The organism is Massilia sp. LMS1-1-1.1, assembly GCF_040815535.1.
GTDB lineage: Bacteria > Pseudomonadota > Gammaproteobacteria > Burkholderiales > Burkholderiaceae_D > Janthinobacterium > Janthinobacterium aestuarii.
This window is the reverse complement of record NZ_JBFPNG010000034.1, coordinates 533,327-555,062: the sequence shown is the minus strand read 5'-3', so window position 1 is coordinate 555,062 and position 21,736 is coordinate 533,327. Positions and strand designations below refer to the sequence as shown.

Here is a 21,736-nt window from a genome sequence, read left to right as displayed (position 1 = left end):
TGACCTCAAGATAGATTTCTATCTTTATGTTAAGATACTTTTCATCGAGTCATATTTGATGACGCATTAAACCATGTGCCTCCCAGCGAGGCAAGGACTATCCCATGCCTTCCGCCCGACCTGCCGCATCCCTTTCTGCTTCATCGTCTTCGGCCCTGCTGGTGGCCGCCATCATCCTGCTGGGCCTGAACCTGCGGCCCATCCTGGCCGCTATCGGCCCCTTGCTCGACAGCATCCAGGCCGGCACGGGCCTCAGCAATGCCGATGCGGGCTTGCTGACCACCGTGCCCGTGTTCGCCATGGGCGTATGTGCGCTGGCGGGCGCGCAGCTGCAGCGCCGGCTGGGCGTGGCGCGCGGCATCTCGCTGGGCATCGCCATCATCGCCGCCGCTTGCGCGCTGCGCTGGCCCCTGCATGGCAGCGGCGGCCTGATCGCCACGGCGGCCCTGGGCGGCCTGGGCATCGCGCTGGTGCAGGCGCTGCTGCCCGCCTTCATCAAGCGCCATTTCCCCGATCGGGCAGGCCAGTTGATGGGTTTTTATACGACGGGCATCATGGGCGGCGCGGCCATTGCCGCCGCGTCCGCTTCACCGCTGGCGCAAGTGCTGGGCTGGCAGGCGCTGCTGGCCCTGTGGGCGCTGCCGGCCGTGGCCGCCGCGCTGCTGTGGCGCCGGGCAGCCGCTTCGCGCGTGGAGGTGCCAGGCGGCGCGGGCGCCAGCCTGCCCGTGGGCAGTGGCCGCGCCTGGCTGCTGATGGTGTTCTTTGGTATCGGCACCGGCGCCTACACCCTGGTGCTGGCCTGGCTGCCGCCGTTTTATACGGAACTGGGCTGGAGCGCGGCCGACAGCGGCTTGCTGCTCGGTGGCCTGACCCTGGTGGAAGTGCTGGCGGGACTGGTGATTTCCAGCGTCATCCACCGTTTTCCCGACCGCCGCATCCTGTTGCTGTCGGTGCTGCTGGCCGTGCTGGGCGGCCTGGCCTGCCTGATTGTGGCGCCCGCGCAACTGGCGTTGCCCGCCGTGATATTACTGGGCTGCGGCATCGGCGCTTTGTTCCCCTTGTCGCTGATCGTCAGCATGGACCACGTGCGTGATCCGGCCGGCGCCGGCGCACTGCTCGGTTTCGTGCAGGGCGGCGGCTACATCATCGCCAGCAGCATGCCGTTCATCGCCGGCCTGATCCGCCAGCACTCGTCCAGCCTGGCCCAGGCGTGGATGGTGATGGCCGGTGGCGTCGTGGTGCTGCTGCTGATCGCCGTGCGCTTCGCGCCGGGGGCGCGGCTGGCCAATGCCCGCTAAGGTGCGCGTGCCGTGTGCCGGCAGCTGATATATTTCGCCCATGCACATCGTCGACCACTATTTGGCAGGATTGCGCCAGGCCTTGCCACCGGAGCCGCTGGCGGAGCTGGCGCTGGCCAGCGGCGCCAGCGCGGCACAACTGGCCAGCTTGCGCCACGCGTATCCGCTGTGCCCGGACAGCCTGCTGCGCTTGCTGGGCCAGTACAACGGCACCTATTATCAGGAGTACGCGGGCGGCATGGTGCTGGTGTACATGCTGGGTTCGGACGTGTTCGAGTATCCGTATTACCTGAGTTCCGTCGAGCAGATCCTGCAGGACGGGCAGGCGAACCAGCGCAGCATCGCCGATATCTATGGCCATTACCTGGAGGAAGATCCCGGTATCGTCGACGCCCGCATCGACGCCGGTATCCGGCAAGGCCAGCGCCTGTGTTTTTCGCATTGCATGAACAATGGCGGCTCTTCGCGGCTGTATATCGATTTCACGCCCACGGCGTCGGGCAAGGTCGGGCAGGTCGTGCGCTTCCTGCATGACCCCGACAATTACCAGGTCATCGCCGACAGCTTCGACGCTTATCTGCAAATGCTGATCGATGACGATTATGCATTCCTGATCGAGGACTATTTTGAATAGTCGCGCTACGCCGCCATCCCTGCTGCCCGCCAACCGCCGCATCGTGCTGTCCGGCGAGGATGCGCTGCGCATCCTGCGCGAGATCGAATTCCTGCTGCAGTCGCTGCAGCACATCGGCCGCCATTATTATCCCGACGGCGACGATGACGGCGCCGATGCCCAGCGCCGTGCGCAGTATTGCGCGGAGACGACCCGCTTCATCGACGCGCAGCAGGCGACGACGCGCCTGGCGCTGATGCGCCGCATTTTGTCCGCCCAATTCGACACCACTCTTGGGGACGACGAGATGGACGATATCGAGCGCGCCGTCGCCGCGCTGCCGCTGTGGCGTGCCCCCGGTCAGTGATCACAAAAACTAATTGAAATCTAAAATTTGATAGTTTTTCCTGTTGAGGACGTTTGTGCCGCCGGACGGCCTTACAATGCTAGGTTATGCGTTTTCGTGATATCAGACTGTGGCTAGCGGAAAATACCTAGCTAATTGAAAGAATCGGTCTGATAAAATCCGGAACACCCGATCGACCAAACAGGAAGGCAGCACAGCATGGATTCGTCATCTGATAAAAAAGAAGAATTGCGTCAACAATTGCGCTTGGCCGCACTCGAGTATCACGAGTGCCCGCGCCCCGGCAAAATCAGCGTGACGCCGACCAAACAACTGACCAACCAGCGCGACCTGGCACTGGCCTACTCGCCAGGCGTGGCGGCACCGTGCGAAGAAATCGTCATCGATCCGGCCAATGCCTATAAATATACGGCGCGCGGCAACCTGGTGGCCGTCATCACCAACGGCACGGCCGTGCTGGGACTGGGCAATATCGGTCCGCTGGCCGCCAAGCCGGTGATGGAAGGCAAGGGCGTGCTGTTCAAGAAATTCGCCGGCATCGACGTCTTCGACATCGAGATCAACGAATCGGACCCGGACAAACTGGTCGACATCATCGCTTCGCTGGAACCGACCTTCGGCGGCGTGAACCTGGAAGACATCAAAGCCCCTGAATGCTTCTACATCGAGCGCCAGCTGCGCGACCGCATGAAGATTCCCGTCTTCCATGACGACCAGCACGGCACCGCCATCATCGTCGGCGCGGCCATCCTGAACGGCCTGAAAGCCGTCGGCAAGAAAATCGAGGACTGCAAGCTGGTCGTGTCGGGCGCGGGCGCCGCGGCGCTGGCCTGCCTGGACCTGATCGTCGACTTGGGCTTCCCGCTCAAAAACATCTATGTCACCGACCTGGCCGGCGTCGTCTACAAGGGCCGCACGGAACTGATGGACCCGGACAAGGAACGCTTCGCGCAAGACACGCCGCTGCGCACCCTGGCCGAGATCATCCCGGACGCCGACATTTTCCTCGGCGTCTCCGCCGGCGGCGTGCTGAAGCAAGACATGGTGCGCAAGATGGCGCCGAACCCGTTGATCCTGGCGCTGGCCAACCCGAATCCGGAAATCCTGCCGGAAGAAGTCAAGGCCGTGCGCAGCGACGCCATCATCGCCACGGGCCGTTCGGACTATCCGAACCAGGTCAACAACGTGCTGTGCTTCCCGTACATCTTCCGCGGCGCCCTCGATTGCGGCGCGACGACGATCACGCGTGAAATGGAAATCGCCGTCGTGCACGCGATCGCCGACCTGGCGCATGCGGAGCAGTCCGACATCGTGGCCACCACGTACGGCATCAGCAACCTGTCGTTCGGTCCTGAATACCTGATCCCGATGCCGTTCGATCCGCGTCTGCTGATCAAGATCGCGCCAGCGGTGGCCAAGGCGGCCGAGGATTCCGGCGTCGCCACGCGTCCGATCAAGGACTTGCAAGCGTACGCGGACAGCCTGCAGCAATTCGTCTACCGCAGCGGCACCTTCATGAAGCCGCTGTTCCTGATGGCCAAATCCACGCCGGCCGAACTCAAACGCATCGTCTACGCCGAAGGCGAAGAAGAGCGCGTGCTGCGTGCCGTGCAAGTGGTGGTCGATGAAAAACTGGCGCGTCCTATCCTGGTCGGCCGTCCACCGGTGCTCGAAGCGCGCATCCAGAAATTCGGCCTGCGCCTCAAGCAAGGCGTCGACTTCGACGTCATCAACCCGGACTTCGACGAGCGCTATCGCGATTACTGGAACACGTATTACGCGATGACGAGCCGCAAGGGCGTCACCGAGGAATACGCGAAGCTGGAAATGCGCCGCCGCCACACCCTGATCGGTTCGATGATGATCCACAAGGGCGACGCCGACGGCATGATTTGCGGCACCTTCGGCACCACCCAGCTGCACCTGAAATACATCGACCAGGTGCTGGGCAAGCGCGCCGGCAGCAATGTGTATGCGGCCATGAACGTCCTGATCATGCCGGAGCGCCAGCTGGTGATGGTCGACACGCACGTCAATGAAAATCCGGACGCCGAGCAGCTGGCCGAGATCACCATCATGGCTGCCGAAGAGATGACCCGTTTCGGCCTGTCGCCGCGCGCGGCCCTGCTGTCGCACTCGAACTTCGGTTCGAGCGACAGCGCTTCGGCGCAAAAGATGCGCGCCGCCCTGGCCATCGTCAAGGACCGCGCGCCGGACCTGGAAATCGACGGCGAAATGCACGGCGATACGGCCCTCGACAGCAAGCTGCGTCACAAACTGATGCCAAATTCGGCACTGAAGAACGACGCCAACCTGCTCGTCATGCCGAATATCGAATCGGCCAACATCGCCTACAACCTGGTGAAAACGGCGGCCGGCAACGGCATCGCCGTGGGCCCGATCCTGCTCGGCTGCGCCAAGCCCGTGCACATCCTGACGCCATCGGCCACCGTGCGCCGCATCGTCAACATGACGGCGCTGTGTGTCGTTGACGCCGTCGCCCAGCGCAAAGTCTAAGGCTGTCGCTGTCAGTTAAAAGCCGCGCCATCCGCAAGGGTGGCGCGGCTTTTTGACGTCAGTGCGCCATCAGCACCGGTAGCGTCATCTGGTGCAAGACCGTTTCCGTCACGCCGCCCAGTAAAATTTCGCGGAAGCGCGCATGGCCGTAGCCGCCCATCACCAGCAAGTCCGCATGCACTTCGGCGGCCATGGCCAGCAGGGCCGCGCCGACGTCGCCCGTGGTGACGGCGGGACGCACTTCGACGGGCACGCCATGGCGGCTCAGGTAGGCGGCGATGTCGGCACCCGGGTGGCGGGCCGGCTGCGCATGGCCGGCCGGCGGGTGCAGCAGGGCCAGCACCACCAGGCGCGCCGCGCGCAAGAGGGGCAGGGCGTGGCCGATGGCGCGCGTCGCTTCCATGCTGCCATCCCAGGCCACCACGACGGTATTGTCGATTTGCGCAAACTGGCCGCTGCGCGGCACGATCAGCACGGGACGGGCCGCGTTGAGCATCACGTAGGGCACCAGGTCGCTCATGGCGCCGGGCAGCGCTTCGCTGTCGTCGTGCTGGCTCAGTACCGTCAAGTCGCTGTAGCGGGCGCTGACGGCCATGCCGCCATCTTCATCGTCTTCGATCAGGCGCCGCTCGAGCGAGACGGCGCTGGCCTGGCGCGCCAGTTTTTCAAACTGGTCGAGCGCCTGTTCCGCCTGCCCGTGCAGGGCGTTGATCTGCGCCGCCGCGGCGCCGCCGCGCATGCCGCGGTTGTTTTCCAGGGTAAAGCGCGACACGCCCGTCATGGCGGCGCCGATTAGGTGCGCCTGGTGCGCGTGCGCCAGCCGTGCCGCGATGGCGATGCGCTGCGGCGCATGGCGCGACAGGTCGGCGTGGACGAGGATGGATTTATAAGCCATGTTGTCATTCTCTAGTCAGGATGGCAACAAGGCTAGAACGGCAACACGGGCAAGTCCAGCATTGCCGTGCTGGCGGGCGTTTTTCTTATGCAGCGCTTGATGTGGGTCAAAAAAACGCGGGCGGTGGCCATCTGCAAGGCCGTCGCCAGGAAATTGCGAGCTGTTTGATGTGCATCAAAATGTTCGACTCGCTGCCGGCCATAATGGCATCGAACTCCTTGCCCTTCCAGTGGTCTGCATCGGCGCCGGCGCCATCTGTCCGGCACTTCCTTGTGTGACGCAACAACGCTGGCTGTGGCGGGAGTTCACTTTTCAGGCGGCCGCGTGGCTTCCTCTTTCTCTGCCCAGCGCAGCCGGATGGCGTCGATGGCGGGCAGTTCCTTGACAAACAGCTCGACCAGCCGCGCATCGAAATGGCTGCCTTGTTGCGCTTGTAAGTAGCCCACGGCGTCCGTCACCGACCACGCGCGCTTGTACGGGCGCACCGAGGTCAGCGCGTCGAAGACGTCGGCCACGGCGATGATGCGTCCCGCCAGCGGGATCGCCTCGCCCGCCGAGCCGTTCGGGTAGCCGCTGCCGTCCCATTTTTCATGGTGCGACAGGGCGATCTCGCGGGCCAGCGCCAGCATGCCGCCTGCGGCATGTTCGCCGATGATGTCGGCGCCGATGCGCGCGTGCGTCTGCATGACGGCCCATTCGTCCGCGTCAAGCTTGCCCGGCTTTTGCAGGATGCGGTCGGGGATGCCGATCTTGCCCACGTCGTGCATGGGCGCCGCGTGCAGCAGATCGTCCGCGGCGGCCTCGTCCATGCCGGCGGCCACGCCCAGCAGGCGCGCGTAATGGCTCATGCGGATCACGTGCAAGCCCGTTTCATTGTCCTTGTACTCGGCCGCCAGGCCCAGGCGCTGGACGATCTGCAGCCGCGTTTCCTTCAGTTCGTCGATGCGCACCAGCGACAGATGCGTGCGCACGCGGGCCCGCACGATGGCAGGGCTGAGCGGCTTGGTGATGTAATCGACGGCGCCCGCTTCAAAACCGCTCAGTTCGTCGCGCATGTCGTTCAGGGCCGTGACGAAAATGACGGGGATGGCGGCCGTCAGCGGCGCCGCTTTCAGCTGGCGGCAGGTGTCGTGGCCGCTCATGCCCGGCATCATCACGTCGAGCAGGATCAGAGCCGGGCGTTCCTGCTGCGCCAGTTCCAGAGCCCGCGCGCCATCCTTGGCGAACAGCAGCGCGTAGTCGTTCTGCAAGATCTGGCGCAGCAATTGCAAATTGGCCGCTTCATCGTCGACGACGAGAATCACGGGCCTGGCTCGTGCATTCATGGGGACTCCGGGGAGAAGGTGGGCAGCAGGCCGTGCAGGAGCGACTGTGCCAGGGGGAAATCAAAGTCGTCGATGGCGTGCAGCAGCGGCGCCAGCGCATCCGCTTGCGCGCCCATGGCGTGCTGCAATTGTGCTTGCGCCGCGTCATCGAGTTCGCCGCGCTGCAAGGCCTGCAGCAGGGCGCTGGCCGCTTGCCGGGCGGCGGGCGCGTCGATGGCGCCCGCCGTTGCCGCTGGTAATGCAGGCGGCGCCAGCCGGGCGATGGCGGCCAGGGCCGCCGGCCATTGCGTCAGCAGCTTGCCCAGCGCCTCATCGAGCTGCGGCGCCGTGGCGGGGCCAGGGCTGGCGCACGCTTGTTCCAAAGTCGCCAGGCTGGCGGCCAGCTGTTCCAAGCCGAGGTTGGCCGCCGCGCCGCGCAGCCGGTGGCTTTGCGGCAGGAGCGCTAGATGGTCGCGTGCCTCGATGGCGGCCAGCAGGGCAGGCGGCACGCGCGGATGCTCGCGTCCGAAACGGGCCAGTGCCGCGCGGTAGGCGCTGTCGTTGCCGGCCCAGCGCTGCAGGGCGCCCGCATGGTGCAGCACTCTTCCTCCAGCGGGCGCGGGGCTGTCATCGGCCGGCTCCGCCGTCAGGCCCAGCACGCGGGCGATTTCCCGCGACAGCGCCTGCCATTCGACGGGCTTGGTGGCGAAACCGTCCATGCCGGCCGCCTGCGCCGCCTTGCGGTGCGCATCGAGCACGCTGGCCGTCATGGCGATCACGGGCACGCGCGGGCGGCCATCGCGCAGGGCGGCGGCACGGATGGCTTGCGTGGCGGCCAGGCCATCCATGCGCGGCATTTGCAAGTCCAGCAGCAGAATGTCGAAGTCATCCTGCTGCGTCAGTTGCAAGGCTTGCACGCCATCGCCTGCCGTGATCACCGTGTGGCCGCGCTTGCCCAGCAGCAGACTCAGCAGTTCCAGGTTTTGCGGCACGTCGTCGGCGGCCAGCACGCGCAGGGGCGGCAGGCGCACGCTGCGGCGTTCGCTGGCGGGCAGCGCCGCCTGGCGTGCCGGCAGCAAGGGCAGCATGACGTGGAATACGCTGCCGTGCGGCACGCTGGCGTCGGCCCAGATGCGCCCCTGCATCAGGGTCACCAGCTGCCTGCTGATGGTGGTGCCCAGGCCCGTGCCGCCAAAGCGCCGCGTGGTCGAAGCGTCCGCTTGCACGAAGGGATCAAAAATGGCATCGCGCCGTTCCGCGGCGATACCGATGCCGCTGTCCCGCACCAGCAGGTGCAGCTGGCCACCGTCGAGGCGCGCCGCCAGGCTGACACCGCCGCTGGCCGTGAACTTGATGGCGTTGTCGAGCAGGTTGCCCAGCACCTGCCGCATGCGCAATTCGTCACCATGCAGCACGGCCGGCAGTTGCGGATCGTACTGCACCTCCATGCGCAAACCCTTGTTGCGTGCATGGATGCCATACGTGGACGCCAGTTCATCGACCAGCGCCAGCAGGCTGTAGTCGCGCATTTCCAGCGCCACGGCGCCTCTGTCCAGCTTGGCCGTATCGAGCACTTCGTTGAGCAGGCGCAACAGCGAGCGTCCGGACTGCCGCACGGTATTGAGGTGGCGCCGCTGCTCCGGCGCCAGCGGCGAGTCGAGCAGCACATCGGTGAAACCGAGGATGGAATTCATCGGCGTGCGGATTTCATGGCTCATGTTGGCGACAAAGCTGGCCCGCGTGGCGGCCGCCAGCTCCGCCTTTTCCTTGGCCTTGCGCAAGTCTTCCTCCATCTGCCGCCGTTCGCTGATATCGAGGATGACGCCGTCGACCCAGCGCACGGCGCCTGCCGCATCGTGCACGACGGTGCCCCGCTCCCACAGCCAGCGGGCCGTGCCGTCGGCATGCAGCAGCCGGTATTCCAGCAGGTAGGGCTCGCCGCTGGCCACGCTGCGGTTGAAGACGTCGACGACGTAGGCGCGCTCTTCGCTGGCAATCAGGCCCGTGATGCTGCGGCGCGGTGTTGCGCCGAGAAAGTCGGCGGGCGGATAGCCGGTGACGGCTTCCACGCCATCGCTGATGAACAGCATGGGCTGGTTTTCCGCCGTGGTACAGCGGAAGGCGATGCCGGGAATATTGCCGATCAGCGAGCGCAATTGTTGCTCGCTTTCGCGCAGGGCGGCCAGCATGGCGCGCCGTTCGCTGATGTCCGTAATGAACAGCACATACAAATCCTGGTCGGCCAGACGCGCGCTGGCCACCGAACGCTGCACGGCGACCGGTATGCCATCCTTGCGCAGGTAGACGATTTCCTCGCTGGACTGGAAAGTGCCAGCCTCGCCCGTGCGCAGGTAATGGAGCAGGCCGTGCCGTTCCGACTGGCGCACGTCGCTGACCAGCACGCTGACATGGCGGCCGACAATTTCCGCCGACCGCCAGCCGAGGATGCGCTCGGCCGCGCCGTTGAAGTCGATGATGCTGCCGTGCCGGTCGATGGTGATGACGCCGTCGACCGTGCTTGTCAGCAGTGAACGGGTCCAGTGTTCGCTCTGGTTCAGGTGACGAAACAGTTCGCGGTAGCGCAAGATGCCTACGGCCGAGGCGACCAGTATCGTCAGGGCAATGGTCAGCAAGGTCACGCTGATCACCAGCATGGGCCGGTTGGCATCGGCATCATTTCCTGGGGGAATCGTTCCCACGAAGCGGGCCGCCTGCATGCCCATGTAATGCATCCCGGCAATCGCGCAACCCATGACGCAGGCGCTGATCAGCGTGCGTTGCGACGAGGGCACGCGGCTGCTCCAGCCGCGCAAGCCGAAACGTATCCACAGGGCCAGGGTGGCCAGCGCCACGGCAACGATGAGCGACAGCGCGAACAGCAGCGGATCGTAGCGCAGCGACAAACCCACACGCATGGCCTGCATGCCCGTGTAATGCATGGCGCCGATGCCCAGGCCCACCAGCAAGCCGCTGCGCAGCAGCAGCGACGCCGTGACGGCGCGCCGGCTGATGGTGGCCAGGGCCACGAACGAGGCCGCCACGCTGGGCACGATGGACAGCAAGGTCAGGCCCGGATCGTAGGCAACGCTGGTGCCCAGCTCGAAGGCCAGCATGCCGATGAAATGCATGGCCCACACGCCGCAACCCAGCGCCAGGCTGCCGGCCAGCAGGCACAGCAAGTGCAAGCGGCGGCTGATGCTCGCCTGCGCGCGGCTGTACGCCGTCATCTGGAAAGCCATCCACGACGTGAAAATGGCGATCACGAGCGACAGCAGCACCAGACCCGGCGCATGCTGGCCGTGGTGCAGCTGGGCCGGATCGGCGGGAAGGTGGAACAGGTGCTGGACGCTGGCCGGTATCATCGTAGGCAAACAGGTGACGCGTTTGGCGCCGGCATGGACGCCTGCCGCCACTGCGGGTGATCGATGCGAATTACCTTACCAGATTTCAGGAAACAAATATCTTAATTGTAATTATTTTCCCTGTCGTGCAAGCGATTCCCGAGCAGGACAGGTGGGCCGCGGACTTGTCGTGCCCGTGGAATGGCGATGCTGGCGAGGAAGTTGCCATCAAGAATTGTGTGGTTTTTTTGCAAGGTGCGACGCCTTGCCGGGTGTCATGCTACATTCGCGTCCTGTTTTTTCTGAAAGGATGACGATGCCCGTACCGAGCAACTTCTTGCGGCATAATCAGCAAGCCTGGGATGCCCAGGCTGCACAGAACAGCCCGTGGTCGCAGCCTGTCGACCGCGCCACCATCGCCGCGGCGCGCGCCGGGCAGTGGCAAATCCATTTGACGCCCGGCCCCTTGCCGGCCGGCTGGCTGGGCGATGTGCAAGGCAAGCGTATCCTGTGCCTGGCCGGTGCTGGCGGGCAGCAGGCGCCCGTGCTGGCCGCCGCCGGCGCACACGTGACCGTCTTCGATTTATCTGGGCAGCAACTGGCGAAAGACCGCATGGTGGCTGATCGCGACGGCTTGCACCTGGCCACCGTGCAGGGTGACATGCGCGACCTGCGCCGCTTTGCCGACGCCAGTTTCGATGTCATCGTGCACCCCGTGTCGAACCAGTACGTGCCCGACATTGCTCCCGTGTGGCGCGAATGCGCGCGCGTGCTGGCGGACGGTGGCGTGCTGCTGAGCAGTTTCTTCAATCCGGCCGTGTTCATCGGCGACCGCGATCCGCAATGGGCAAAACAGGGCTTGATACGTCCCCGTTTTGTGCTGCCGTATTCGGATGTGGAGGATATGCCAGCCGATGCGCTGGCAGCGCGCATGGACAGGGGCGAGGCGCTGATCTTCGGCCACGGCCTGGACAGCCAGATCGGCGGCCAGCTGGCGGCTGGTTTCGTGCTGGCAGGCTACCACGAGGAAATGCATCCCCACCCGCGCTTTGAAATTGAAAAATACCTGCCCAGCTTTATCGCCACGCGCGCCGTCAGGCTGGCGCGCGCGATAGCTTAGTTATAGGGCTGCAGATCGAGCCATACGGCATACGCAAGGCGCTTGCCATTCCACAGACCGCCGCCGCGGATGACGGCGTCGCATGAGGTCAGCTGGCCGACCAGGTCCATGCGGCCCAGGTTGCGGCGCAGGCGCAGGGCGTCGTTGTGCGACAGGTAGCCGACCAGCAGGCCATCGATGAAGACGGCGATGGCCTTGTCCTGGAAAGGATTGGCGTCGTCGCAGACGAGCAGGGCCAGGCATTTCTCTTCCGCATTGCCGGGACCGTGCTCGCCGGCCAGCTTGGCGATGGCGGGCTGGTACATCGATTCGTTTTCCACTTCCGACGCAAAGCGTCCCTCATCGCTCCAGTGGTGCGCGGGTGCGCCGGGAGGAATCGCCGGCACGTACTGGCGCACCGAGACGAGCGGCTTGTGCAGCGGTTTGACGGGCGTGCGGCCGCTGAAGACGTAGTACAGCAGGGCGGTGACGATCACGATGGCAAGCAGGTAAAGCATGGTATCTCTCTGATTTCGAAGGGGGGAGCCGGGCTCGCGGGCGCGCCGCGCGGCGTTGCCGCTACTATAGCAAGTTCGCCGCCTGGTCCCGCGTAAATCTGCCCATGATTTGCCGCCGGCGCCGCAGTGCCAGCGGGTCGCTCAGCACGATGGGCGAGGCACCAGTCAAGCCCGAATAATACTGGCCGTGCTGGCGCAGCACGATGGCATAGTCGCGCAGCGCGTGGCCGTGCGCCAGCATGCGCGCGTCGCAATCGACCTCGATGGCAAAGCGCAGCCGGTGCAGTTGCCACCACACGGGCAGGTTCCAGGGCATGAGGATGATCAAGGCGTACGCCACGGCCAGCAGCAGTGGATCGCGCGCAGCCAGCCGGCATTGTTCGTGCGCCAGCAGCAGCGCCTGTTGCGGCGGCAGAATCAATCGCAGCCAGACGGGCATCACGATGCGGGGCCGCAGCAGTCCCGCCACGCAGGGACCGATGCCGCCGCTCAGGAAGACGGGCGTGCCCAGCAAGGTGCTCTTTTGCCAGCGGCGCTGGTGCGACAGCAGCCAGACGCTGCGCATCGCCAATATCAACAGCATGCCCGTCGACAAGACAAACCAGCCCAGCTTCAGCTGCGCCTGTTCCGCCGGCATGGCCGCCAGCACGCCGGGCAGCCATGCCAGCGGCAAGAGGACGGACGCGGCGATGGCCGCCAGCCACAGCCAGCGCGTCGTGCGGCCGCGCCGCTGCAGCAGGCGCTCGGCGCCCCAGGCGGCAGCGCTCAACAGCAGCGCCAGCGCCATGCTGCAAACCAGCCAGACCGGCACTAGCGTGTCAACGCCATGCCGACGGAGGCGGGCGCCGTGTGCTTGAAACCGAATTGCGCGTACAAGTCTTGCGCCTGGCCGTCGGCGATCAGGCTGACGTACGCGCTTTCCGGCACCTCCGTCTCGATGAATTGCATGATCTCGCCCATGATGCGTTTGCCCAGGCCCTTGCCCTGGTGGGCCGGCAGCACGGCGATATCGGTGACCTGGAAGAAGCAGCCGCCATCGCCGATGACGCGGCCGATGCCCACCACCTCGTCGCCATGCAGGATTTGCACGGCAAACAGCGAGTTCGGCAAGCCCTTGGCGGCCGCTGCCGTGCTTTTCGCGCTCATGCCGGCGGCGACGCGCAGGTGCTGGTAGGTGGCGCTGGAGGGGATGGCCAGGCGGGTGGTGTAGGACGATGCTGCGGTCAAGGCGGTCTCCTGTGCAATATGGATGGAATGGCCATTATAGGCGGCACGCTTTATTCGCCGCGCGCTATGTTGTCCGCAGCGCTTTTACGCTATGGTGGCGTCATCCATCCATTTGTTGAAAGCACGCCATGTCCGCAGGATTTACCGCCACCGAGTTGTCCGTCATTAATGAAGACGACGCCCTGATCACCACCCTGGCCGCGTCAGCCGGCAAAGGCGAACCCGTCTACCTGATGCTGCAGCGCGCCGACGAGTACGACGAGCAGGACGTGGCCATGGGCATGGACGAGCCCTACATCGAATACTGCGGCCAGGAATTCGCCTGGTATGGCCACATGCACGCCGTGATTTTGCATCCGAACCGATTGTCCGTGCAGATGGATGCCGAGGCCGCCATGCAGATGGATGACGACGGCCAGATCGACGTACGTTTCAATTTGACGCCCGAACGCTACGCCCAGCTGCAGCAGGCGCTGCGCACCACGTTCGAGGGCTGCGATTATTATCGCGAAGAACGTTGATCTGCGGGGACCGCGCCGGCTTGCTGCCCATGCGGGCGCTGGCGTAAAAAAACCCGCAGCATCGGGCGATGGGCGGGTTTGATCAGGTGCGACTAAAGTGTTCTGTGGTGCCGGGAGCCGGAATCGAACCGGCACGCTGTTTCCAGCGCGGGATTTTGAGTCCCGTGCGTCTACCTATTCCGCCATCCCGGCAACGCGAGACGCATTATCACTGATTTGTCACAATCTGGCAAGTTTTATGCTTGGCGTGCGTTTGCACAGGCATTGAGAATCCTTGATGGCGCCGATTCCAGCGCAAGAAGCGGAGTGCCGCGCCTGGCTTGCCGTCCTATCGTGTCCCTTCATTCACCTGGAGGGATATCCCATGAAGCAACTGGAAAACAAGGTCGCCATCATCACGGGCGCCAGCTCGGGCATCGGTCATGCGGCGGCGCGGCTGTTTGCCCGCCATGGCGCGCGGCTGGTGCTGGTGGCGCGGCGGCGGACGGAACTCGATGCGCTCGTGGCGCAACTGGCGGACGGCGGCGCGCAAGCCGTGGCTTGCGTGGGCGATGTGGGCGACGCGGCGTGTGCGCAAGGGGCCGTGGCGCTGGCGCTGCAGCGCTTTGGTGGCCTCGATATCGCTTTTAATAATGCGGGCACCCTGGGGCCCATGGGGCCCACGCAGGAAGTTGCCCTGGAAGACTGGCGGGCGACGGTCGATACCAATCTCACGAGCGCCTTCCTGGCGGCCAAGTACCAGTTGCCTGCCATGGCGGCGCGCGGCGGCGGCTCGCTGATTTTCACCTCGACCTTCGTCGGCCATACTTTGGGCATGCCCGGCATGGCGGCGTATGCGGCCAGCAAGGCGGGCGTGATCGGCTTGACGAAGGCCCTGGCGGCCGAATATGGCGCGGCGGGCATCCGCGTGAATGCCCTGCTGCCGGGAGGGACAGATACACCATTGGGGCGGCAAGTGGCCAATACGCCCGAGACGCAGGCCTTCGTGGCGGGACTGCACGCATTGAAACGCCTGGCCACGCCGGACGAGATCGCCCGCTCGGCGCTGTACCTGGCGTCCGATGCATCGAGCTTTACCACGGGCACGGCGCTGCTGGCCGACGGTGGCGTATCCATCGTACGGGCATAACGGGGCGCCGAAAACGCCGACGGCCCGGGGATGAGCCGGGCCGTCGGTGCTGTGCTGCTAGATCAAGCTCAGTTGTGAGCCGAGTTCAACTGGCGCGCGATGATGTCGTGGTTGAGCCAGACGACCGGTGCTGGCGGTTCCGACATGGTGTGGAACATCAGCGGGCCCGTGCCTTCCAGAACCAGCGAGCTCAGGTGGTCGGTGATCAGTTCCTTGCGGTCCTTGTGCAGCTTGGTGATGTCGTCCGAGGTACCGATCATGACGTCGGCCAGTTCCGGCGTGTTGTCCATCGGCCAGGCGGCGAAGTTGCGGAACTGCACGCTGGTCGCGTCGCCATTGTAGGCGGCGATACGGTCGAGCAAGTCTTGCAGCGAGACGCCGTCTTCCAGCAAGCCCTGGCAGATTTTCCATTGCTCTTCGGCCCAGGCGCTGCCGCCTTCTTTTTTCAGTGCGTCGAGCAGCGGGAACAGCGACAGTTCCACGCCGACGAAAATGTCGGACGAGTTCGTGCGGATTTCCGGGCAATTGAAGACGGTGGCCTTGATGCCTTTGTCCCACGCGGCCTTGGCCACGTTTTCCAGGCGCATCTTCGCCAGGCCTTGCGTGTAGTTGCTGTAGGTTTGCCACTGGTACTTGCCGTCGATCAGGATCTCGGTGCCGTGGTAGCCGTAGGCGCTGTAGCGCACCTGGCCGCCCGTTTGCTCGATGCGGGCGCGGATGGCGGCGCTGCCGTCGATCAGGTGCTGCAGGGTGTTGGCCGTGACTTCGTCGAAGTTCATCAGGATCAGCTTGCCCAGGTCGCTGTCGAGCAGGGCGCGCGAGGACATGAAGCGCTCGCCGCGGCCTTTGTAGATGCGGTTGGCGATCGCCAGGAAGACCTTGACCTTTGGAATGCCGCCAGCCATGGTGTGGGCGAAATACACATTGCTGCCGTCAGGAATCAGGCTGTCCAGCTCGGCCATGGCTTTGGCCACGGAAGCGCTGAAGCGGGCGATGCCGGCTTCGCGGCAGCGTTCGATCTGCGCCCAGTCCAGCTTGTCTTCTTGCCAGCTTTTCAGGGTCATGTCGGCCAGCAGTGCCGTCGGCGTCGGTTCGCCGGCTGGCGCGTCGAGGTCGAAACCGGCCATCAGCGGCACATTGATGATGCGGCCGCCCAGGTTGGCTTCCGCTTCGGCCAGCTCTTCCGCGTTCAGCGGACGCAGCGCCATGTTTTCATCGCGGCGGCCGACCGTCATGCCGACGATATTCATGCCCGCCTTGCGCGCTTCGTCCAGCAAGCCATTTACATAGCCGCGGCCGAACAGCTCGCCGAACAGCACAAAGGTGTCGCCCTTGCGGAAGATATTTTTTTGCGGGATGTCTCTTAAGGACGTGATCTCGGTCATGGTGTCAATTCATTCTAAAATTAGCAGGGCAGATGGCTGGTGCGACTGCCCGCTGGTTCAACATAGTTGTAAATTATGCGCCATTTCAGCGAGGAAAATTCTGTTGCGAACGATTCTCGTCTGGAATGGCATCTTCTTCTGCATGCAGCTCTTATTCTTTCGCCATGGCGTATTTTACGCTGCCACGGCGCACAGCGCCTGCGGACAGGGTCAGATAAGCCCGGAAGGCGCCGATATTACCTCAGCTTGGCCGCCCAGGTCAGCAAAATTGATCTAAAACAAATCCTGCTGGCCCGACACGAGGCGCGAAAAATCGTCGCCCAGGAAGGGCAGGATGGCGTCGGCCACCGGCTGCAGCTGGCGCGTCAGGTAATGGTGATAGTCGATGGGCGAGCGCTGCGTTTCCAGCGGTTCCGGCCCCGCCACCGTGATCACATAGCTGATCCAGCCGCCGTTCTGGTATTGCAGCGGCCGGCCCTGCGCCAGGTTATAGGCATCGGCCGTGCGCGCCGCGCGCACGTGGGGCGGCACATTGCGCTGGTAATCGTCGAGCGGACGGCGCAATCGCTTGCGGTAGACCAATAAAGCGTCGAACTCGCCGCGTACGGTGCGCGCCACGTAGTCGCGCACATAGTCCTGGTAGGCGGCGCGCTGGAAGATGCGCCGGTACAAATCCTGCTGGAATTGCTGCGCCAGCGGCGTCCAGTCGCTGCGCACGGTTTCCAGGCCCTTGTAGACCATCTCCTCGCTGCCATCGGGTTTGCCGACCAGGCCCGCATAGCGCTTCTTGCTGCCTTCTTCCGAGCCGCGGATGGTGGGCATCAGGAAACGCCGGTAATGCGTCTCGAATTCGAGCTCCAGCGCATTCTCGAGGCCAAATTCGTCGCGCAAGTATGTATTCCACCAGGCATTCACGTGCGCCACCAGGGCGCGGCCGATCTTGCCCGCCTCTTCATCCGTATGCGCCGTTTTCAGCCACACAAACGTGGAATCTGTGTCGCCATAGATCACCTGATAACCGTGCCCGGTGATCAATTCGCGCGTGCGGTGCATGATGTCGTGGCCGCGCAGGGTGATCGACGACGCCAGGCGCGGATCGAAAAAGCGGCATCCGCTCGATCCCAGCACGCCATAAAACGCGTTCATGATGATTTTTAGCGCTTGCGACAGTGGCGCGTTGCGTTCGCGCTTGGCCGTTTCACGCCCCTGCCACACCTGCTTCACGATGGCCGGCAGGCAATGTTTAACCCTTGAAAATTGCGCGCCCCGGTAGCCGGGCACGGTATCGGCTTCATCGCCGCTCGTGCCCACCACCAGGCCCACGGGATCGATGAGGAAGGTGCGGATGATGGACGGGTACAGGCTTTTGTAGTCGAGCACGAGCACGGAATCGTACAGGCCCGACTGCGAATCCATGACGAAGCCGCCGGGGCTGTTTTCGCCGGAGACGTCGCCCAGGTTGGGCGCCACGTAACCTTGCCGGTGCATCAGCGGCAAGTACAGATGTTCGAAGGCGGCCACGGAGCCGCCGCTGCGGTCGGCCGCCAGGCCCGTCACGCTGGCCCGTTCCAGCAAGAAGGTCAGCAGCTCGGTCTTGGCGAAGATGCGCGTGACCAGCTCGCAATCCTTGAGGTTGTAGCGGGCCAGCGCCGGTTTGTCTTCACGGAAACGCCTGTCGATCTCGGCCATGCGCTGGTAGGGATTGTCGATGGACTTGCCTTCGCCCAAGAGCGTTTGCGCCACGTTTTCCAGGCTGAACGAGGAAAAATTCCATGTCGCCGATTTCAAGGCTTCGATGCCGTCAATGATCAACCGTCCCGCAGCGGCCGCAAAATAATGCTCCTGCTTGCCGCCGTGTTCGCGCCATTCCATGACGGCGCCGCCGCGTCCCAGTTTCAATGGCACCTGGTAGCGCTCGGCGTGTTGGCGCAGCACGCGCAAGTCGAACTGCACCAGGTTCCAGCCGATGATGGCGTCGGGATCGTGGCGCTCCATCCACGTGTTCAGGCGTTCGAGGATCTGTGCGCGGCTGTCGCAGTATTCGAGGTCGAAGTTGAGCGTCTCGTCACCACCGTTTGGCGGCCCCAGCATGTACACTTGGCGCTGGCCGCAGCCTTCCAGGGCCAGCGAATACAGCTCGCCATGGGCCGTCGTTTCAATGTCGAGCGATACCAGTTTTAATGTGGGGCGGTAGCCGGGCGCCGGTTTCAGCTGCACTTCCGTTTCTCCGCTGAACGTGACCGGCGCCGTGATGAAACGCTCCATCAGGTAGCGCTCGGGTGGACGGATGTCGGCTTCGTACACGTCGACGCCGTGCGCGCGCAGCTGCTTTTCCAGCTTCAGCAAATGCCGGTATTGCTTGCAGTACAGGCCCAGTACGGGACGGTGGTGGAAATCGCACAGCGACAGGGGCCGCAGCTCCGCATGGCGCTCGCCGCGCAGCAGCTGTTGTGCCTGTTCCTGCTGCTCCATGGGAAGGAAGGCGACGGCCGTCTGCACAGGCAGGCGCACGTGGCGGGGCCCGGCATCTGTTGCCAGCCAGAAATCGACTTCCGTGCCGGCGCTCGTGTCGCGCCAGTGGCGGGTCAGGATGAAGCCCTGTTCGGGCGTGTGCTCGGTGTTGCCTGTCATGGTGCCGTGAGTGTCGGATGTGCTGGCCTGCACATTACAGCAAGCTGACGCAGGGCGGGGGCGGTTGCGGCTATAATTTTCTGCATCGAAGACGATAACAAGAGCGCGCCGCGCCGCCCAACCCGGAGACAGCATGCAAGCAATCAGTTATGTACACGGCGCCCACGAGACGCCGTTGATCGGCGAAACCATCGGTGCTTATCTGGACGGCATCGCCGCCCGCTACGGCCAGCACGACGCCCTCATCGTGGCGCACCAGAACGTGCGCTGGACCTACCTTGAATTCCAGCAGCGCGTGCACCGGCTGGCCGCCGGCTTGCTGAAACTGGGCTTGCAGCCAGGCGACCGGGTCGGTATCTGGTCGCAGAACTGCGCCGAATGGGTATTGACCCAGTTTGCCACGGCGAAAGCTGGCTTGATTATGGTCAACATCAACCCCGCCTACCGGCGCTCGGAACTCGAATACGTGCTCGACAAGGTGCAATGCAGCGCGCTGATCCTGTCGCCCAGCTTCAAGTCCAGCGATTATCTGGCCATCGTGCAAGACGTGGTGCCGGAAATCGCCCGTTCGCGCGCCGGCGCCCTGCAATCGCCGCGCCTGCCGCAATTGCGCCACGTCATCCGCCTGGGCGCGGCCGCCACGCCGGGCATGCACAACTTCGACGCCCTGATGGAGGGCATCACGGATACCGACCTGGCGCACCTGGAAGAAGTGAGCGCTGGCTTGCAGTTTGACGACGCCGTCAACATTCAGTTCACGTCCGGCACCACGGGCGCGCCGAAAGGCGCCACCTTGACGCATCACAATATCCTGAACAACGGCTTTTTCATTGGCGAAGCCATGCGCCTCACCGAACAGGACCGCTTGTGCATACCCGTGCCCCTGTACCACTGCTTCGGCATGGTGCTGGGCAACCTGGCCTGCGTCACGCATGGCGCGGCCATGGTGTTTCCCGGCGAAGGCTTCGATCCGAAAGCCGTGCTGGAAACCGTGCAAGCGGAGCGCTGCACGGGCTTGCATGGCGTGCCGACCATGTTCATCGCCATCCTCGATCATCCCGATTTCAAGCAATACGATCTGTCGAACTTGCGTACCGGCATCATGGCCGGTTCGCCATGCCCGATGGAAGTCATGACGCGGGTCATCGAATTGATGCACATGGCCGAGATCACGATTGCGTATGGCATGACGGAAACGTCGCCCGTCAGCTTCCAGACGTCGATCGATGACCCGCGCGAAATGCGCGTATCGTCCATCGGCCGGGTCCACCCGCACCTGGAAGTGAAAATCATCGATGCGGAAGGCCGGATCGTGCCGCGCGGCGAGAAGGGCGAATTGCTCACGCGCGGCTATTCCGTGATGCAGGGCTACTGGGGCGATCCGGAAAAAACCAGCGAGGCCATCGACGCGGCGCGCTGGATGCACACGGGCGACCTGGCCGTGATCGACGCCAACGGCTTTTGCAGCATCGTCGGCCGTTCGAAGGACATGGTGATACGCGGCGGCGAAAACATCTACCCGCGCGAAGTCGAGGAATTCCTGTACCGCCATCCGAGCGTGCTCGACGTGCAATGCGTGGGCGTGCCCGATGCCAAGTATGGCGAAGAGTTATGCGCCTGCATCGTCTTGCGGCCCGGCACGCAGGCCACCAGCGACGACATCCGCGCCTTCTGCGATGGGCAGATCGCTTATTACAAGATTCCCCGCTATGTGCGTTTCGTCGAGGAATTTCCCATGACGGTGACGGGCAAGATCCAGAAATATGTCTTGCGCAAGCAGGTGGCGACGGATTTGGGCTTGAGCACGGAATAGGGTTTTCGCCCAGTGCATAAAAAAACACCGGGACGCTCGCGCGGCCCGGTGTTTTTTATTGGATTCAGCGTAAAGCTCAGGCCATCGCGGCTTGCGGTGCGCGCGCTGGCGTGCGGCGGCGCAGGAATGCCAGCAGGCCCAGGCCGGCCAGCAGCATGGCGTAGGTGCCTGGTTCCGGCACGGCCGACACGTTGACCGTGTTGAAGCCGGCGCCGTTCATCGCGACGTGGCCATAATTGATCGAGCTGACCGAATTGGCGATCAGCGTGCCGTTCATGTCGCCCGAACCCGAGAACGCGCTGTTCGGCGCCAGGATGCTGCCGTTGATGCCGACGTTCTGCAGGTTGGTGGTGGTGGCGTTGGCGAAGTTGAACAGCGTGCGGTTGGCGAAGCTGGCGAAATTGTCGAAGCCGCCGCTCATGGTGATGTTGGTGGCCGTGCCGTTGATGATGATGCTGGCCGTGCTTTTCAGCGAGGACAGGTCCAGGGTCAGGTTATGCAGGTTCGACGCATCGATGTTGAAAATATTCACGTCGGCGTTGACATTGCCTACCAGGGTCATGTTGCCGTACTGCGAGATCACGGTGCCGTTCGATTGCAGCTTGGCCACGTCACCCGACAGGGTTGTCAATTGCTGCTTGGCGCCCGCGAAGTCCAGGGTGGACGCGTTGCCTTTGCTGATGTTGTTGGTTGGGAACCATTGTGGCGCCGTCAGAGTGGCGTTGGGGTTGCTGACGCCGTACACGGCCGAGCCGCCGAGCGTGCCCCAGCCCGTGTTCAGGTTGCCGCCAGCAACGACGGAATTGACGGCGTTGCCTGGCTTTTTGTTCGTGCCAACGTTGTAGTTGTCGAGGTAGATATTGCCGCCAGCGGCGATGCTGCCACCGACGCTGGTAAAGCCGCTGGCGCCGCTGCTGCCGATGTTGCCGAAGATGAAAGCCGAGTAGCCATTGGCGACGCCAAGGTCAACCACGGTGGCCTGGGCCGACGCGCTGAAGGAGAAAGCGAACAGGGCGGCGCTGATGAGCGGCAAGGTGCGGGTAGCAAATAATTTCATGGACAATCTCATAGTAAATTG

Annotated in this window: 17 protein-coding genes and 1 tRNA gene; 8 read left to right on the top strand and 10 right to left on the bottom strand. The window is 64.0% G+C overall.

Going from position 1 to position 21,736, the window contains the following annotated elements:
- Positions 1–104 precede the first annotated feature (104 nt).
- The 4 genes from MRBLMS1_RS21270 (at position 105) to MRBLMS1_RS21255 (ending at position 4,795) form a co-directional block, all read left to right on the top strand.
- Entirely contained in the window at positions 105–1,298 is a 1,194-nt protein-coding gene (locus MRBLMS1_RS21270) for an MFS transporter (protein ID WP_485881694.1), read from the top strand.
- Positions 1,299–1,338: 40 nt separating this feature from the next.
- Positions 1,339–1,932, top strand: a complete 594-nt coding sequence (locus tag MRBLMS1_RS21265) for an SMI1/KNR4 family protein (RefSeq protein WP_485881692.1) — start codon at positions 1,339–1,341, stop codon at positions 1,930–1,932.
- Entirely contained in the window at positions 1,925–2,278 is a 354-nt protein-coding gene (locus MRBLMS1_RS21260; RefSeq protein ID WP_223278872.1) for a hypothetical protein, read from the top strand. Before MRBLMS1_RS21265 ends, MRBLMS1_RS21260 begins: the two co-directional genes overlap by 8 nt.
- 198 nt (positions 2,279–2,476) lie before the next feature.
- Positions 2,477–4,795 carry an NADP-dependent malic enzyme gene (locus tag MRBLMS1_RS21255; protein WP_128141805.1) on the top strand — a complete coding sequence of 773 codons (2,319 nt, stop codon included), beginning with the start codon at positions 2,477–2,479 and terminating at the stop codon, positions 4,793–4,795.
- 58 nt (positions 4,796–4,853) lie between these two features.
- Here the strand turns inward: MRBLMS1_RS21255 and MRBLMS1_RS21250 are convergent, their stop codons facing one another.
- From MRBLMS1_RS21250 to MRBLMS1_RS21240, 3 genes are all read right to left on the bottom strand, one after another.
- Positions 4,854–5,690: a universal stress protein gene (locus MRBLMS1_RS21250; RefSeq protein ID WP_485881690.1), complete on the bottom strand. Its 837-nt coding sequence runs from the start codon at positions 5,688–5,690 to the stop codon at positions 4,854–4,856.
- Between the two features lie 305 nt (positions 5,691–5,995).
- Positions 5,996–7,015 carry a response regulator gene (locus tag MRBLMS1_RS21245; RefSeq protein WP_485881687.1) on the bottom strand — a complete coding sequence of 340 codons (1,020 nt, stop codon included), beginning with the start codon at positions 7,013–7,015 and terminating at the stop codon, positions 5,996–5,998.
- Positions 7,012–10,356 carry an MHYT domain-containing protein gene (locus MRBLMS1_RS21240; protein WP_485881887.1) on the bottom strand — a complete coding sequence of 1,115 codons (3,345 nt, stop codon included), beginning with the start codon at positions 10,354–10,356 and terminating at the stop codon, positions 7,012–7,014. The genes MRBLMS1_RS21245 and MRBLMS1_RS21240 overlap by 4 nt, the downstream gene beginning before the upstream one ends.
- A 295-nt stretch (positions 10,357–10,651) precedes the next feature.
- On the opposite strand from MRBLMS1_RS21240, the gene MRBLMS1_RS21235 reads away from it, so the two are divergent.
- Positions 10,652–11,455 carry a class I SAM-dependent methyltransferase gene (locus MRBLMS1_RS21235; RefSeq protein WP_485881686.1) on the top strand — a complete coding sequence of 268 codons (804 nt, stop codon included), beginning with the start codon at positions 10,652–10,654 and terminating at the stop codon, positions 11,453–11,455.
- Here the strand turns inward: MRBLMS1_RS21235 and MRBLMS1_RS21230 are convergent.
- The 3 genes from MRBLMS1_RS21230 to MRBLMS1_RS21220 form a co-directional block, all read right to left on the bottom strand.
- Entirely contained in the window at positions 11,452–11,952 is a 501-nt protein-coding gene (locus MRBLMS1_RS21230; RefSeq protein WP_128141809.1) for a hypothetical protein, read from the bottom strand. The two genes, MRBLMS1_RS21235 and MRBLMS1_RS21230, sit on opposite strands and share 4 nt — an antisense overlap.
- A 64-nt stretch (positions 11,953–12,016) precedes the next feature.
- Positions 12,017–12,763: a M56 family metallopeptidase gene (locus MRBLMS1_RS21225; RefSeq protein WP_485881683.1), complete on the bottom strand. Its 747-nt coding sequence runs from the start codon at positions 12,761–12,763 to the stop codon at positions 12,017–12,019.
- Positions 12,763–13,179, bottom strand: a complete 417-nt coding sequence (locus tag MRBLMS1_RS21220) for a GNAT family N-acetyltransferase (RefSeq protein WP_070301089.1) — start codon at positions 13,177–13,179, stop codon at positions 12,763–12,765. The genes MRBLMS1_RS21225 and MRBLMS1_RS21220 overlap by 1 nt, the downstream gene beginning before the upstream one ends.
- A gap of 128 nt (positions 13,180–13,307) precedes the next feature.
- Between MRBLMS1_RS21220 and MRBLMS1_RS21215 the strand changes: the two genes are divergently transcribed.
- The gene (locus MRBLMS1_RS21215; RefSeq protein ID WP_485881680.1) at positions 13,308–13,700 is read left to right on the top strand and encodes an Imm10 family immunity protein; all 393 of its coding nucleotides are present in this window, start codon (positions 13,308–13,310) and stop codon (positions 13,698–13,700) included.
- A gap of 105 nt (positions 13,701–13,805) precedes the next feature.
- Here MRBLMS1_RS21215 and MRBLMS1_RS21210 read toward each other — a convergent pair.
- Positions 13,806–13,892 (bottom strand) — tRNA-Leu (locus MRBLMS1_RS21210).
- A gap of 172 nt (positions 13,893–14,064) precedes the next feature.
- Between MRBLMS1_RS21210 and MRBLMS1_RS21205 the strand changes: the two genes are divergently transcribed.
- On the top strand, positions 14,065–14,829 hold the full coding sequence (locus MRBLMS1_RS21205) for an SDR family oxidoreductase (RefSeq protein WP_128141811.1): 765 nt from the start codon (positions 14,065–14,067) through the stop codon (positions 14,827–14,829).
- Between the two features lie 68 nt (positions 14,830–14,897).
- Here MRBLMS1_RS21205 and MRBLMS1_RS21200 read toward each other — a convergent pair whose 3' ends face one another.
- Positions 14,898–16,214 carry an enoyl ACP reductase FabMG family protein gene (locus MRBLMS1_RS21200; protein ID WP_070301095.1) on the bottom strand — a complete coding sequence of 439 codons (1,317 nt, stop codon included), beginning with the start codon at positions 16,212–16,214 and terminating at the stop codon, positions 14,898–14,900.
- A 273-nt stretch (positions 16,215–16,487) separates the two neighbouring features.
- A complete protein-coding gene (locus MRBLMS1_RS21195) occupies positions 16,488–18,845 on the bottom strand; it encodes a DNA polymerase II (RefSeq protein ID WP_485881678.1) in 2,358 nt (785 codons plus the stop codon).
- Between the two features lie 133 nt (positions 18,846–18,978).
- Between MRBLMS1_RS21195 and MRBLMS1_RS21190 the strand changes: the two genes are divergently transcribed.
- The gene (locus MRBLMS1_RS21190) at positions 18,979–20,658 is read left to right on the top strand and encodes an AMP-binding protein (RefSeq protein WP_485881676.1); all 1,680 of its coding nucleotides are present in this window, start codon (positions 18,979–18,981) and stop codon (positions 20,656–20,658) included.
- A gap of 76 nt (positions 20,659–20,734) precedes the next feature.
- Here MRBLMS1_RS21190 and MRBLMS1_RS21185 read toward each other — a convergent pair whose 3' ends face one another.
- Entirely contained in the window at positions 20,735–21,715 is a 981-nt protein-coding gene (locus tag MRBLMS1_RS21185; protein WP_485881674.1) for a choice-of-anchor A family protein, read from the bottom strand.
- Positions 21,716–21,736 lie beyond the last annotated feature (21 nt).

What these genes read in the sequence shown, in the direction of transcription:
- MRBLMS1_RS21270 (WP_485881694.1), top strand. Translation starts at nt 105, where the DNA reads ATGCCTTCCGCCCGACCTGCCGCATCCCTTTCTGCTTCATCGTCTTCG.
- MRBLMS1_RS21265 (WP_485881692.1), top strand. Translation starts at nt 1,339, where the DNA reads ATGCACATCGTCGACCACTATTTGGCAGGATTGCGCCAGGCCTTGCCA.
- MRBLMS1_RS21255 (WP_128141805.1), top strand. Translation starts at nt 2,477, where the DNA reads ATGGATTCGTCATCTGATAAAAAAGAAGAATTGCGTCAACAATTGCGC.
- MRBLMS1_RS21250 (WP_485881690.1), bottom strand. Translation starts at nt 5,690, where the DNA reads ATGGCTTATAAATCCATCCTCGTCCACGCCGACCTGTCGCGCCATGCG.
- MRBLMS1_RS21245 (WP_485881687.1), bottom strand. Translation starts at nt 7,015, where the DNA reads ATGAATGCACGAGCCAGGCCCGTGATTCTCGTCGTCGACGATGAAGCG.
- MRBLMS1_RS21240 (WP_485881887.1), bottom strand. Translation starts at nt 10,356, where the DNA reads ATGATACCGGCCAGCGTCCAGCACCTGTTCCACCTTCCCGCCGATCCG.
- MRBLMS1_RS21235 (WP_485881686.1), top strand. Translation starts at nt 10,652, where the DNA reads ATGCCCGTACCGAGCAACTTCTTGCGGCATAATCAGCAAGCCTGGGAT.
- MRBLMS1_RS21230 (WP_128141809.1), bottom strand. Translation starts at nt 11,952, where the DNA reads ATGCTTTACCTGCTTGCCATCGTGATCGTCACCGCCCTGCTGTACTAC.
- MRBLMS1_RS21215 (WP_485881680.1), top strand. Translation starts at nt 13,308, where the DNA reads ATGTCCGCAGGATTTACCGCCACCGAGTTGTCCGTCATTAATGAAGAC.
- MRBLMS1_RS21205 (WP_128141811.1), top strand. Translation starts at nt 14,065, where the DNA reads ATGAAGCAACTGGAAAACAAGGTCGCCATCATCACGGGCGCCAGCTCG.
- MRBLMS1_RS21200 (WP_070301095.1), bottom strand. Translation starts at nt 16,214, where the DNA reads ATGACCGAGATCACGTCCTTAAGAGACATCCCGCAAAAAAATATCTTC.
- MRBLMS1_RS21195 (WP_485881678.1), bottom strand. Translation starts at nt 18,845, where the DNA reads ATGACAGGCAACACCGAGCACACGCCCGAACAGGGCTTCATCCTGACC.
- MRBLMS1_RS21190 (WP_485881676.1), top strand. Translation starts at nt 18,979, where the DNA reads ATGCAAGCAATCAGTTATGTACACGGCGCCCACGAGACGCCGTTGATC.
- MRBLMS1_RS21185 (WP_485881674.1), bottom strand. Translation starts at nt 21,715, where the DNA reads ATGAAATTATTTGCTACCCGCACCTTGCCGCTCATCAGCGCCGCCCTG.